The 13,207-nt window shown below is 47.5% G+C and carries 17 protein-coding genes; 4 read left to right on the forward strand and 13 right to left on the reverse strand.

Annotated features, from left to right (window positions below; all coding sequences use genetic code 11):
* Window position 1: 1 nt before the first annotated feature.
* The 8 genes from L3N51_RS05030 to L3N51_RS05065 all read right to left on the reverse strand — a co-directional run bounded on the left by L3N51_RS05030 (window position 2) and on the right by L3N51_RS05065 (window position 5,391).
* Window positions 2-502 (reverse strand): NADH-quinone oxidoreductase subunit J family protein, encoded by a 501-nt coding sequence (locus L3N51_RS05030; protein ID WP_238025848.1) that lies wholly within the window; start codon window positions 500-502, stop codon window positions 2-4.
* On the reverse strand, window positions 483-992 hold the full coding sequence (gene nuoI / locus L3N51_RS05035) for an NADH-quinone oxidoreductase subunit NuoI (protein WP_238025849.1): 510 nt from the start codon (window positions 990-992) through the stop codon (window positions 483-485). Before nuoI ends, L3N51_RS05030 begins: the two co-directional genes overlap by 20 nt.
* On the reverse strand, window positions 980-2,038 hold the full coding sequence (nuoH, locus tag L3N51_RS05040) for an NADH-quinone oxidoreductase subunit NuoH (RefSeq protein ID WP_238025850.1): 1,059 nt from the start codon (window positions 2,036-2,038) through the stop codon (window positions 980-982). Before nuoH ends, nuoI begins: the two co-directional genes overlap by 13 nt.
* A complete protein-coding gene (locus L3N51_RS05045; protein WP_428846155.1) occupies window positions 2,038-3,255 on the reverse strand; it encodes an NADH-quinone oxidoreductase subunit D in 1,218 nt (405 codons plus the stop codon). The genes nuoH and L3N51_RS05045 overlap by 1 nt, the downstream gene beginning before the upstream one ends.
* The gene (locus L3N51_RS05050; protein WP_238025851.1) at window positions 3,239-3,721 is read right to left on the reverse strand and encodes an NADH-quinone oxidoreductase subunit C; all 483 of its coding nucleotides are present in this window, start codon (window positions 3,719-3,721) and stop codon (window positions 3,239-3,241) included. The genes L3N51_RS05045 and L3N51_RS05050 overlap by 17 nt, the downstream gene beginning before the upstream one ends.
* Window positions 3,718-4,107, reverse strand: a complete 390-nt coding sequence (ndhC, locus tag L3N51_RS05055) for an NADH-quinone oxidoreductase subunit A (protein WP_238025852.1) — start codon at window positions 4,105-4,107, stop codon at window positions 3,718-3,720. Before ndhC ends, L3N51_RS05050 begins: the two co-directional genes overlap by 4 nt.
* A 98-nt stretch (window positions 4,108-4,205) precedes the next feature.
* Complete coding sequence (gene thyX, locus L3N51_RS05060) at window positions 4,206-4,970, reverse strand: FAD-dependent thymidylate synthase (protein ID WP_238025853.1); 765 nt, start codon at window positions 4,968-4,970, stop codon at window positions 4,206-4,208.
* A gap of 85 nt (window positions 4,971-5,055) precedes the next feature.
* The gene (locus tag L3N51_RS05065; protein ID WP_238025855.1) at window positions 5,056-5,391 is read right to left on the reverse strand and encodes a DUF2175 domain-containing protein; all 336 of its coding nucleotides are present in this window, start codon (window positions 5,389-5,391) and stop codon (window positions 5,056-5,058) included.
* Between the two features lie 44 nt (window positions 5,392-5,435).
* Between L3N51_RS05065 and L3N51_RS05070 the strand changes: the two genes are divergently transcribed.
* Window positions 5,436-6,572, forward strand: a complete 1,137-nt coding sequence (locus L3N51_RS05070) for a hypothetical protein (RefSeq protein ID WP_238025856.1) — start codon at window positions 5,436-5,438, stop codon at window positions 6,570-6,572.
* Here the strand turns inward: L3N51_RS05070 and L3N51_RS05075 are convergent.
* From L3N51_RS05075 to L3N51_RS05085, 3 genes are read right to left on the reverse strand one after another with little or no spacing between them, the layout of a single operon-like run.
* Window positions 6,569-7,252, reverse strand: coding sequence for a Rossmann-like domain-containing protein (locus L3N51_RS05075; RefSeq protein WP_238025859.1), 684 nt, complete (start codon window positions 7,250-7,252; stop codon window positions 6,569-6,571). The two genes, L3N51_RS05070 and L3N51_RS05075, sit on opposite strands and share 4 nt — an antisense overlap.
* Window positions 7,249-8,322 carry a sugar phosphate nucleotidyltransferase gene (locus L3N51_RS05080; protein WP_238025860.1) on the reverse strand — a complete coding sequence of 358 codons (1,074 nt, stop codon included), beginning with the start codon at window positions 8,320-8,322 and terminating at the stop codon, window positions 7,249-7,251. The genes L3N51_RS05075 and L3N51_RS05080 overlap by 4 nt, the downstream gene beginning before the upstream one ends.
* Window positions 8,323-8,360: 38 nt before the next feature.
* Window positions 8,361-8,993 (reverse strand): superoxide dismutase, encoded by a 633-nt coding sequence (locus L3N51_RS05085; protein WP_238025861.1) that lies wholly within the window; start codon window positions 8,991-8,993, stop codon window positions 8,361-8,363.
* A 514-nt stretch (window positions 8,994-9,507) separates the two neighbouring features.
* On the opposite strand from L3N51_RS05085, the gene L3N51_RS05090 reads away from it, so the two are divergent.
* Window positions 9,508-11,376, forward strand: a complete 1,869-nt coding sequence (locus tag L3N51_RS05090; RefSeq protein WP_238025862.1) for a hypothetical protein — start codon at window positions 9,508-9,510, stop codon at window positions 11,374-11,376.
* Window positions 11,377-11,675: 299 nt separating this feature from the next.
* On the forward strand, window positions 11,676-11,903 hold the full coding sequence (locus L3N51_RS05095; protein ID WP_238025863.1) for a sulfurtransferase TusA family protein: 228 nt from the start codon (window positions 11,676-11,678) through the stop codon (window positions 11,901-11,903).
* A gap of 180 nt (window positions 11,904-12,083) precedes the next feature.
* Here the strand turns inward: L3N51_RS05095 and L3N51_RS05100 are convergent, their stop codons facing one another.
* Entirely contained in the window at window positions 12,084-12,308 is a 225-nt protein-coding gene (locus L3N51_RS05100; RefSeq protein WP_238025864.1) for a hypothetical protein, read from the reverse strand.
* 162 nt (window positions 12,309-12,470) lie between these two features.
* On the reverse strand, window positions 12,471-12,665 hold the full coding sequence (locus L3N51_RS05105) for a hypothetical protein (RefSeq protein WP_238025865.1): 195 nt from the start codon (window positions 12,663-12,665) through the stop codon (window positions 12,471-12,473).
* Between the two features lie 239 nt (window positions 12,666-12,904).
* Between L3N51_RS05105 and L3N51_RS05110 the strand changes: the two genes are divergently transcribed.
* A partial coding sequence (locus tag L3N51_RS05110; RefSeq protein WP_238025866.1) for a putative integrase occupies window positions 12,905-13,207 on the forward strand: 303 nt, incomplete at its 3' end.

The following is a 13,207-nucleotide window of genomic DNA, read 5'->3' on the forward strand; positions in this document are numbered from 1 at the left end:
TTCAATCCCTCCTTGCCAAGGATAGGGCCTCGATCATTGTGGTGAGCAGGGCTATCACGAGGACCACCGCGGGGAACCAGTACTGGGACACTATCTTCTCGCCAATCACTGCCAGGTTAAGGGGTTGAACCTGCACCGGGGTGATAGAGCTTGTGGAGAGAACCAGAACTGCGAAGAAGGCCACGGCAGAGAGAAGGGCCATTGCAGGTGCCCAGGGAGTTCTCACCTCCTTCACCTCCAGTCCCCTGAACATAACGAGAGAGATTGAAAGGAAAACTACCGTTGCCCCCACGTACAGAAGGAGATGGAAGGCCGAGTACAGGGAGTAAGCCTCAGGATCCAGGTCTGCTATTAACACCGCCACAGATATTCCTAGGAAGGCCAAGGACACTGCGGAATAGAATACGTTCTTGGAATTTACTATGAAGAGAGCGGTGGCTAACGCAAAAATGGAGAAAAGGAAGAATATCCCAATCTGAAGGTCACTCGGTGTCAGGTACATACTTTATCCCCTTATCCTCATCTATTACCGCCTTTACCTTCCTAACCACGGGACGCAAGGGTGGCTGATCGAAGTCCTGATCGAACTTTTCGGGATTAAATATGAGTTCCCTCCTGTTGGAGAAAGCTGCGTCATGTACGCCGGTTTCCTTGAGTGCATCCACTGGGCAAATATCCACACAGAAGGCGCAGAAAACGCACCTTCCGTAGTTAATTGTGGGGAATTTCTTACCCTGATCTGTGACCATCTTCATAGCGTCGGCTGGACAAACCATGGCACATAGGGTACAACCTATACAAACGTCCTTGTAGAGCCTGATCATTCCCCTGTAACCCGTGGGAAGTGACATCGACTCGTCTGGATACTTCAGGGTAATACGTTGGGGCTTCACGAAATACTTTATTCCAGCCCCAACGGCCTGAAGATGTCCAGAGACCACATTAAAAGGAGATTCTCCCTTTTTGTATTCCTTAATTTTTACTGAATCCATAGATAACCCACCACCAAACCTAGAAACATGGAGGCAACGGCCAAGGGGAATATGTATTTCCAGCTACCCCTAAGGGCCTGATCTAACCTGTATCTCCCGTACACAGACCTGAGAAACACAGAGAAAAACACTAGAATGGATGCCTTGATCACGGTCAGGAGGGCTCCAGGGAACCCTGACAATGGGTACCAGCCCCACAGGAACATGTCGGTGAAAACCAAGGCATACACAAAGTTGCCCACATATGAGCCAGCCATGGTCAACACGAAGAGGAGACCGCTATACTCCGTCGCGGGTCCAAGAACCAGTTCAGTATCCGCCTCAGCTATGTCAAAGGGGAACCTGGCGCTTCCTATTATCATCGCAATGAAGAAGGTAACTGCTGCTAAGGGGTTTGCCAGTATCCCAGGAACCCCGGACTGCACTATCTTCACCAGATCAAGCGTGTGATATTCCAAGGCCATGGATATGGTTGACATCAGGAGGAGGACGTCGTAGGAAACGGAAAGGTAGGACTCCCTCACGGCACCTACTATGGCAAATCTGTTGTTGGTACTCCAGGCCATCAGTATGATCATTGCCGGGTAAATGGATTCTATGGCGAGAATCAGTAACATGTTGTACTGTGTAAACAGGCCAACCAGTACCCCCAGCCCAACGTTGGGATCATAGAAATCATGGAAATAGATGGAGAAAATTGAACCTGAGGGTGGAATCACTGACACTGGTATGACGGCAAGGGGGAGGAAGGACATGGCCACAACTAGCACTGGAGTGAGAGCAAACAGGGTAGGATTAACGCCGTCTGGCACAATGACCTCCGAGAACACGAACTTGAGGGCATCTGCAACCAGTTGAAGATATCCACCCAGCCTCTTGGAAGCGTAATAGGGACCAACTCTCATTTGAACCCTAGCTGCAGCTTTCCTCTCAAACCAGATAGTTGTGAGGAGGAGTATAGATGTGAATATCAGTCCCGGAAGGATAATTGGGGCGAAAAATGAAGGATAGAGAATATAATATCTGATATCAAATAGAATGTTCATTATCTGTCAGCCTCCGGTGGGAAATAATCCAGACTACCATAAATGGAGACCAGATCCGCGTATCTAGCTCCCTTGAGAAGGTTCTTCATTACGTAGATTGACCTATATGACGGAGTTATCATCCTTAACCTGTAGGGTTTAGCTGAACCGTCACTTACCACGTAATATACCAGTTCCCCTCTACCTGCCTCAACCCTGGATATTGCCTCGCCTTTGGGCGGTCGGAAAGACGCGTAATATCCCGGCATGACTATCCTCCTTTGCCCTTCCCACCACTTCTTTAGTCTGGTGGGTGGAATTTGCTTGAAGAACCTGTCGCTGAGGATCTGCCCCTCGGGTATATCCTTTATTACCTGCTCAAGTATCCTCAGGCTCTGCTCTATCTCCTCAAATCTGACCAGCGTCCTAGCGTAACCATCTCCCTCCTTGTATACAGGTATTTCGAAGTCCAACTTGGAGTAAGCACCGTAGGGTTCAGCCTTCCTCACGTCGTAATACACACCTGAGCCCCTGAGATTTGGCCCGGCCGCTCCCCACTCAATGGCCTGTTCCCTTGTCATAATTCCCACGTCCTGCAACCTTGCCTTAATGTTTGGGTTGTTGAGGAAAATCCTTTCCCAGTCCTTCATCTTTTTGCGCTGATAGGCTATGGCTTTCTTTGTCATCTCTATGACGGCAGGAGTGAGATCCCTTCTTACCCCTCCTGGAAGAATGTAGGAATTCGTGACCCTTGCTCCCGTTAAGGCCTCCAGAATCTGAACCCACACTTCCCTGTCTCCGAACCCCCACATGAAACCAGTGGAATGACCAATGAATATCGCGAGGATGCCCATTCCGTAAAGGTGGCTCGCTATCCTGCTGATCTCCGCTGCGAAACTTCTCAGATATTGCGCCCTCTCAGGCACGTCGACGTTGAGTATCTTCTCAACTGCAAGGATATATCCCAGATTCATGTTCACCGAGTCAAGGATGGCAGGCCTCTCCACCAGAGGGATCAGGTGAATGTAGTTCCTGTTCTCTCCCAGTTTCTCCACCGCCCTGTGCACATATCCGGGGTCTATCTCAGCGTCCTCTATTATGTCACCGTTGAGCTTCACGAATATCCTCAGGTGTCCGGATCCTGGGTGCTGTGGCCCAACGTTCAGCTCTCCCGAAACGGGAACAATATCCAGCTCCATCCCGCCACTTTTCATCAGATCATCAACTTGACTTGTCAACGAACAACCCCTCCGTCTTAACCTTGAAACTCTTTCTCAGGGGATATACCCCCTCAAAATCCTCGGGTAAGAATAACCTTCTCATGTCTGGATTACCCTCGAAGGTTATCCCCAGCATTTCATATGTCTCCCTCTCCCCCGTCCACACGCTTCCCCACACGGAGAGAAGGCTTGGCACCACCGGTTCCTTATACGAGGTCCACGTCTTGAGCGCAAGGATAACCCTGGACAGCTGAAGATCGAAGGACGAAACGTGATAAACGATCTGAAACCTGGACTGGTCAGGGTAATCAATCCCGGTCACGGTCTTGACGTGATCGAAACCAATCTCCTTCAGGGCCCTTGCAGTCTCCACAAGCTTTGACTTATCCACCTCTATGGACCCCCTGGTATCTCCCTCAACTTTTAGGGGAATCTTCCTCTCCTGAAGTAGCTTCGCCACAACGTCTATGGGTTTCTCGCTCATCTCCTCAACCCCCAGTAGGCAATTACGTTGATCTGCCTTATGGCATAGTAGAGAATAGGATACATGAGAACCAGAAATGAGCCCACAACGATAAGTAGATTCCTGAACAGGATAAAGTTGTTGTAGAATGGGACTGCGGCAGCAACAAAGAGCAGAACCACTATGGGCTCAAGTGTGGTGTAAACTAGAAGGTAACCATAGTACTGAAGAGGAAACCATAATCTTCCCTCTCCTGTGGGAATGTTACCCGCCTCGAACCTGGCAGTCTTCAACGGGTTAGGATTCCTGGGCATAACTAACTCGAGAAGCTTATACGTACCGTAGGCCCCTAACAGGACCAATATGAAGGGCAAACCAAAGGATAATATTGCCTGAGTGTACGTCATGCAGTGTTAGATAGACTAGAAGGAGTATAAAATATTTGCTTTTGACAATCGAACAGTGCTTATATATTTTAAAAAACTAGAATCGTGCGGATGTAGGTTTACTTTATTTTTTCTAGAATCATGCGAGAGTTTCTTATACATTTCCAGATTCCGCTTCTTGGAACACCTTCTATGCAACGGGAGGAGACCAGTTCCTTCTCCTGATCGAGGGTGATGGGGTCATCCTCAGGCCTTACGAAGTTCTCGTGCAGGATGCAGTTTGGCCCGGCGAACTTGAAGAGAAGTGGGTGAACCTTCTTCACCTCGTCCAGCATGAGCCAGGCCACTGCCCTTATCTCCCACTGTGCCCTGGAACAGAGCCTTAGCCCGAAGAAGTTGTAGAGTTCCCTGGCGTTCATGGTCACCACAAGGTTCGTGTTAACACCGTTTGGGAGAACGTACCTGGCGTCCTCCTCCGGAACTCCCGACTCCAGAGCGTGAAGATACTCTTGGTACACCTTTTCAAACGCCGATGAATCCTTGAAGCTTGGTGGTACCACAGGTCTGTAGAACTCGTCCTTGGGCTTGGCAAATCTATGGGACATCTGGGTATATGACGCGATCCTGTGCCTCACCAGTTGGTGCGAGGCCACCCTGGATATCCCCTCCACGGAAAAGGTGTAGACGGAATGCTCCAGAACTGACCAGTAGCCGTGTATGATGGAGTCCCGTATCCATGTCTCCACCTCCTCCTGGGGCATATCCACGTGGTGATCCCAGCCGTGCCTGGATCGGCTCATCTTGGCTGCTATGGCCACGACTCTCTCTCCCTGCGGGTTATAGGCCACAAGCTTCACTTTAAACGGAAGAACCTTACTTATCATCTACATAATATTTATCGAGAAGATAAATAGAAAGTTACTCCTTAATATTACGCAACGCCAAGAACCTACCTGTGTAGTTTTCTACCTATTCGCTAACTCCACTGAACTTCTCCACAACCCTGGTGAGCAGTGCAGAGTTCTTCTCCGCATCCTTTTCAGCCTGTTCCAGTACCTTCTTTATCTCCTCCTCCTTGATCACGTTTATCTTCTGCTTGTAGATTGTAATGTCCCTGAGCTCGTCCTCAAGCATGTCCAGAACGATCTCAAGTTGTGCCGGCTCTATCTTAGCTGTCTTTGAAGCCTTGTCCCTGAAACAGGTGTAATGGACTACCGTTTTCTTGCCTGTGAAGGTAAAAAGCTCGTCCCAATATATCTTGTTTTTACAAATATCACACGTCCATTTGGTTTCGGGTCTGCTCATCTTCATAGATACATTTTAAATTAAAATAAAAGTTACGGTAGGTCATGATGTTAAACGATAGGTTACTCTCGGATGCCAAGTTTTACGGCAAGTTGATTGGGGTTCTTCTGGACAAGGAGGACACAATTTCAGGGAAAATCAAGGGGACAACGATTGAGAGAAGGGTCATGTTGCTCAAGGCCGACCCAGAGGAGTATCCGGACTACCTCATCAGGGTTACACGGGGAGTTATACCCTGTCTCTCCGTTCTGACGCCTAACATGGAGCTGGTTGGGATAATAGAGTCCAACAATCCAGATTACGTGATAACCTCTCTGAAGGACATGCTCAATTCATTCGAAACCAAGAAGATCAGACCAGTCAAGATACCTGAGTACGTCCCTGAACCACAGGAGCCCTCAGAGGCCTCAATTTTCGATACAGTTAACAAGGTTATAGATCAGCAGAAAGCCGATTTTAGGGTTATAGAGCTGATCAAGACAATCTCCAAGGTGGAGAGGAGGTACTCCACTGTGGAGAAGTTCCTTTCGCCAATGGATGAGGTTGCGTCCTACGTCCTGGGAAGAGGAGAGTTAGGAGGAGGTTTTGCCATCTACGAAGCCGTGAAGATAATCAAGGGAGATCCCTCGAAACTAGAGGAATACGTCGTTGATGGAAAGGTTTTCAGAAGTTCCAAGAGGGAAAACTGGGGTCTCCTGATCGACGAGGCCATTGCGGGTTATGCATTTCTGGTTAGATACCTCAGGGAAGGAAAGGACGAATATCTTGAGCAGGCCGTCAGGATAAGGGATTTTGTGAAGAGGGAACTGGAGACTGAGAAGGGGTTCAGGGATACTGTTCCCAAGGATCCCCTAACTTCAATAACCTATCTGGAACCTCTAGCCAACGCTGAAGTTGCGGTCTTCCTCTCAGCGCTATGGCAGGCCACCGGAGACGAGGAGACCAAGAAAATGGCGATGAAAGCCCTCGGAGTAGCCAGTGTGAGGAGCGACTTCCTTGGGATAAACGCCAGGATTGCACACGCCCTTCTCAGACTTAACCACGGGATACTGACCTCGACTCCTGGCAACTACGGGGACGTAAGGGTAATGCTAAACAAGGGAGTTAACTGCAGTTTTAAACAAGGAGATAAGTGCGCTGAAAAACTTGAGGAGTTTAGCGGTCTTGGGCTAGAGGATTAGAGGGTGATGTGAACCCTCTCCAGGAACCTTCCCAATTGCCTCGCATTTCCCCCCTCGCAGATTGTCCTAAAGGCCCTGTTCCTGTCCACTGGAACCAGCTTCCCAACTGCCTCAAATCCATACTTCTTAAGGGTTCCCATTGCCATAACTGAGGAGGCACCGTTCATGATGAGGTGATCCGCCTTAACGTTCTTGATGATCTTCTCTATGTTGTTCAGAACAAGGGAAGAGCCAAAGATCACAGCAACAGTGCACATTTCGCTCCTGAACTCAGAGAAGGGCCTGCTTCCCTGAACTGGTTGGGGTGAGAAGTCGTATGACACGACCTCAGTGAAGCCCTCAACCTTGACCTGAGGAGAGTAACCAAACATGCAAAGTTTCCCTCCCTGGAATAACTGGAGCGGATCTCCATTTCTCACCTCTCCTGGGGTTAAGGCATTCATTACTGCCGTGGAAATGCTCCTCCTCATGGGCGAGTCGAAGTTGTTCGCCACGTCGTAGGCGTTCTTGCCCTGCAATTCTCCTGCCTCCTCCACCTCTCCGTCGGTGAGGGTGATAGAGATGCCCATACTCTGATCATCGAGTAGAACGCCGGTATAGGAGGGACCAACGCAAAGGTTTACAACCCTCCTCCTCTTTAGCTCGTACGAGAGTTCGTTTAACATTTCGTTCAATATCATAGGATTATCTTCCCCTCCCTGTAAACTGGATCCGACACTTCCTTATATGGCAGGATGATTGTTCCCCTATTGAGAAGTACCCCATCCCCTGTCACCACTTCCTCTCCAAGGATGGTTCTTTCCCTTATGTGGTTCCACTTCCCTATTTTACTATTATCGCCGACGATCACGTTCTTCAGGAAAGAATTTTCTCCTACCCTGACCTTATCCATGAGCAAGCTCTCTCCCACGTAAGATCCATTGCCTATGGAGGAACCCCTTCCCAGGATAGCGTTGGAGTCTACGCACGCGTCCCCCACCGTAACTTCATCCATAATGAAATAGGGAGGGTTAAGCTCTGCCCTCTCGCTCACCTTAGCCCTGTCCGAGACGAAACCACGGGGATACTTTCTTCTCAAGAGATCAAAGTTCAACCTGAGGTAATCTGATGGTATACCGATGTCGGCCCACACTCCCTGATAATTATAGACCGAAACACAGTTCTGCTGTAAAACCTTGGGAAGGAAGTGCCGGGCAATGGATTTGCCGTTAATCATGGTGAAAAGCTTCTTATCGAAAACGTAAACTCCCGCATTAATCTGCTTTGACAGGGGGTTAGAGGGTTTCTCCACAATCTGGATAAGTCTATCTCCCTCAGTGTAAAGGACCCCATATCTCTGGGGATCCTCCACCTCCGCTGACATGACCGTTGCCCCACACTCCGTGCTCTTGTGAAGGGAAAGTATCTCGTTGAAGTTCACCTCCATGTAGACGTCACCGTAAATGACCAAGACCTCGTCGTCCAGATTATATTTCTCAGAGATGTACTTCAGGGGCCCCAGATCCCCAAGTGGCTCCTCCTCCACAACGAAAGTAACCTTTCTTCCCCCTTTTTCTACGTGTTTAATTATGTTATCAGCCATAACCCTTAACGAGATGTACACGTCGTGGATGTTAGCTCTGTCCAGAGCATCCAAAGTATAGTCGATTATGGGCTTCCCTAGAACGGGAAAGAGGGGCTTCGGCTTGGTCAAACTCAAAGGCCTTAGCCTAGTGGCCCATCCTCCAGCCAAAATAATTGCAGAAACCATGATATTGTTGATATAGGAGAGAAAATAAATGAATCGATTTACTTTAGATACTTCTGCAACTTCTTCTCAGCGTAGTCCCAGTTTACCACATTCCACCAGTTGGTTACGTAGTCAGCCCTCTTGTTCTTATACTGAAGGTAGTAGGCATGTTCAAACTCGTCCAGGATAAGAAGGATTGGAAGCTCAGCAATATGGTTCATGAAGTGGTTCTCAAAGGTCATGATCTCCAAGTTCCCATTCTCAGTGTCGTAATAAAGGACCGTCCACCCTGTACCCGGCAATGAGTTGGCTGTCTCCGTGAACACTTGCTTAAACCTGTCGTAACTGCCATACTGCTTCACTATGAGGTCCGCCAGTGCCCCACCGGGCTGTCCTCCTCCCTTCCCCGCTGGGGCCATGTTGTCCCAGTACAGAGCGTGAAGTTTGTGACCATTTATGTTGAACACTATCCCTCTCATTAGTCCCTGAACATCGTATTGACCGCTCTGGAGCTCTCCCTTGATCATCTTGTTGAACCTTTCCATAAACGTGTTAGCACCAGTCACATATCCCTTGTGATGGCCGTTGTAATGAACGTCTATGATGTCCTTGCTGATATATGGTTCCAGCGCGTCTATCTTATAGGGTAGTGGAGGCAATTCGAATTTTTTGAAAGATATGGAAGAACTCATAGCAATACTTACTTGCTAATCACTTTTATTTTTTCCTTATGTAGGATGCCAGGTCTTCCAGCAGGAAAATTCATTTTACATGTTCGATAAAGTCATCTGTTTGGGGGTTTAAGGGAGCGAAAGATCCCTTGGTGAGGTGGAGATGGATAGCCCAAATGAAGGTCTCAAATGATTATATACGTCTATCGTGGCCTGCTGAACCCCATCGTGCGATCACTTGGGATGTACACTCAGGGATGAAACCGAACTCAAGCTTGCGGAAACCAATGCCTCCGTAACCCTCCCACACGGGGCGTCAAGGGTGGGTTCCATTCGACGCTGTGAATGGGGGTGATCGAGCATGGTCAATGAACCAAGAAGCCCGTTCGTGAGATGGGGCTGTTCACTTCATCTCACTAGCTTTACATGGGAGAATCCATGGATAATATCGGGGAGTTCCAATCCCTTCGCGGACGTGATCTTGACACACATAATAAATTTATATCGATGACTATTAGCAAAGAATGAATGGTTTATGCTTAGAATTCTAGGACTTAGCACTGTAACTTTTAACGACATAGTTGAGAGAATAGGTATAACAATCCTGAACACGTTTGTATTCTATCTTGTGTCTAACATACTAAATCTTCACTCATTCTTCTATTTTGAGGAGGGTATTGTTATCATACTATCTGCACTTCTGCCCTACATCCTGGCCCCCGCCATGACCTTGCTATATGTGGTGAGTTACAACTTTGGTACGCTCATCCTCGGGCAGAGTAGCACAGTCACCCCCAGCATGATAGAGACGTTCGCCATAATGCTAGTCCTACTGTTCGTGGCACCCATACTTGTAGAGATAAAGTTCACGTCCCTACAGGGCTTTCTGACGTCAGAGTCTCTACTGGGAGTTTTCATCTCACCTTTCCTTGTAGCCACTGGTCTATCAGAAAAGGGTAGGGATACCAAAAGCAACCTAATCTCTGTCATACCTGTTTTGTATTTTCCTGTACTCAAGATTGTGGAGAACCCTGCTGGGATACTATCAAACCCGTTATCCCTGGTTTTTCCAGTCACCGGTTTCGTTCTCCTTGTCGTGGCTTCAATAGTATTTACCAGGGGAAGTATACTCAGCGTTCTGGGAGTTATTCCCCTATATCCAGGAGTGGCCTTGGCTCTGGGGTATGGACTGCTTTCAATAAACACGATAGTAGCCTCAGTTCTGGGCCTTATTGTGAACGCTCTTCCAGCCACAATAAATAATTTTAGATCAGCATCTCAGAGCAAGAGTCTAATTCAGAAGGAGAAGAACGAAGTTATTTCACAGGTGGAACAGAAGATCATGTTAATAAATAACATAAAGGGAGGTTCCGCAAATCTTCCCGTGGAACTGGTCACGGTTCTCAGCGATATAGAGTCCCAGCTCAAGTCGGAACTGGCCAAGATCAACTCCTGTTCCACATCGGAATGCATTACTGAGACCTATCAAAACTTCAGAGAGGTCTCAGAAAACGTGGATAAGGCCCTCAATGAGGCAGTATTCAAGATAGTAATAGATTACAACAACGTGGTAAACGGAATCAGGAAGCTTGGAGTTAACGCAGAGGAGATCCAGATACCACCATCTTTGAAGCTTACGGAGCAGGACGCTAATACCATTGTCAGAATATTGAATACGATTGACAGGAACGTGTATCTCACCACCAGTAGAATTAACCAGATCGTGGAAGGTTTGGAGAAAACTTTGGGAGGGAAATACACGAGGCTACTGGTCACTGATTTCAAGTCCCTGGAGAAGATCTCTCAAGTTATTGGAGATGAGGCCATCAAGAGGAGCGCGGAGGAATGCCTAGCCATGCAGGCGGACGCGGTGAGGGAGTTAAGGATGAGCCCGTTTAGCGATAATAAGATCGCACTTTCACGGAAGCTGAACCAGGTTATTATAGAAACCTTCTCCATGGACAAGCTAAATCAGATAGTGAGCCTGTCCAACGAGAACGTTACCCTTCTGAAAAAGTATTTCGAGTATCTATCTTCGAAGAAGGACGAACTGAGGAAAATCGGACTACCGGAATCCAGGGAGTACGTCAAAGTTATAGAGGACCTGACTTTTACGGTGAACGGAAACCTTCCAGTATGTGAGATTGTAAGACGAGTGTACTCTTTCATCAGCGTAATTAACGACATAGATGAAATAGTGGCGGACATTCAGTCTGTCTCAGCACTTTTCCAGTTGCTTGAAGGTCTTAAGGATGTAATAGTGGTAAAAGTGACCGAGGAGGGATGTATAGGCTTAGATGAGGTAGGTATTGATGTTAAATATGGTCGTTTCGTAGTAAGCTGGCTTAAGGGGATGGGTATAAACGCAGTGATGAAAGAAAATAACGTTTGTGCCGAGAGATGATTTTTCTTTGTTACAGGTTACAATTTTATACAGTTTAGACACCGTTTCATTAGTGTGTGGAGTTACTGTAATCAAAGACCTCTAGGTTTCTGCGATATGTCAAATTGAAAGAGAATCGAAGAGGTCACCTAACAGACACTCCACACACTACCGTTTCATAGTTTGTAATTTTTGAGAAAATCGCTTGCGAGGCTGGCATCTAGGCTCGTGACAAATCTGTTTCTAGTGATTAGGTTATTCAATAAGGTTAGTTTACGATATTTATCAACATTTAAAAAGGACTCTAAGATAAGGTTCCTATGCCACAGACCTTCTCGTTAGATTTAAGGGGAAAATCCTGCGACGAATTCATGGTTGAAATATCCAAGGTACTGGTCGCTATGAAACCGGGGGACATTCTCTCACTTATTGCAGATCAGGACAGAATACTTTGTACGCATCAGCTCCTCAAGAACGCTCCTCGGTATCTGTTTAAGGGAGATGTAGTAGGGGATCACGCAGAGATAACCATCAGAAGGGTGAGATAGACTATCTGGATACTATCAAGATCCACATACCTAGTGAATGGGCTATAAGTTGGGGAAACGTTAGGGAATTTTTAGAGAAAGTGAAATGGGAACTGATAGAAAACTCTTCGACGATAGTTATAGGTTCATGAAGCATTACCTCAAGAGGGCCGAGAAAGGATTTATAAATAGCCCAATGGCTTACTTGCGGAATATTCTTATCACGGACCTGAAGGCCACTCTGACACTGGGGAAGAGGAAGTAGAGAGTGCCCACATAGGCTATTATGGCCCCTATGAGGAAGAAAATGGAGCCGTCGCTGACATACCACGGTACTGAATTCCCCGTATAATTGAGAAAAATTGGAGGCGAAGTTCTAGCTTGCACCGTAATGTTAAGGGTGGAGTTTGTACTATTCACCATCATGGCATTTATATAGAGAAAATAGATATAATAAAAAACTTTGGCCTATAGTGCCTCAGGGTTTGTGGGTATCTCTGGAGCATAGGGATAGTTGAACTGGAACAGGTAGTCCCATCCTCCAGTAGCTTGCCAGCCGTTCACCAGTTGAACTGAAACCGGATTATACTAATCGGACGCACTGAGGGAAAGCACGTCAGCATACAGGGCAGTTCCTGGAGCTGGAGTTCCTGGGCCCACATACTGGTTACCGGAAGAAGTGCAGGAAAAGCTGTAGGTTATTATGCCTCCCTTGAGGTAAGGGATAATAATAGCCTTGTTTAGACTGAGGCGATTCCACGACACTGAAAGCTGAGTAGGCATTTGTGTGGAAATAGGCAGAGGACCATGGGACATAGACGGTCTTAGAGTATGTAGTCTCATTTCTATAGACCACTAGGAACTGTGCCATTGTAGTTCCATTACCAAAGAAAGTTGGTTGAGGAATATCCCGTAGGTGTGGAAAGTTACCCTCTTCTATCAATATACCTTCAAGTCAGGTAATTTTTGACGGATTAGCATTCCTTATAATCAAAACATGCTAACATAATACCGGGCCTGCTTTGACCGAGAAAAAGACGAGATATAAGTATGGCGACGTGATCATCCGCGAGAGAAAAGGGAGGTATTACGTTTACGTTCTAGAGATCGTGAACGGTGAGATGAAGGAGCGTTACCTCGCACCTTTAGTTGATGTTGTTAGATCGTACGCAAAACTGAAAGAAAACGGGGGCGTGGGGGGGGGGGCCCCCCAAAAGGGCAAGTGGGGCCCCCCGGGGTTTGAACCCGGGCGTGTGGGGTGGGAGGGCCCCGGGCTAATAAAGGGGAGGCCTGTGGGTTTTAAACAAAAGACGGGGCCGCCCCCA

This window comes from Metallosphaera javensis (ex Hofmann et al. 2022) (assembly GCF_022064045.1).
Classification (GTDB): Archaea; Thermoproteota; Thermoprotei_A; order Sulfolobales; family Sulfolobaceae; genus Metallosphaera; species Metallosphaera javensis.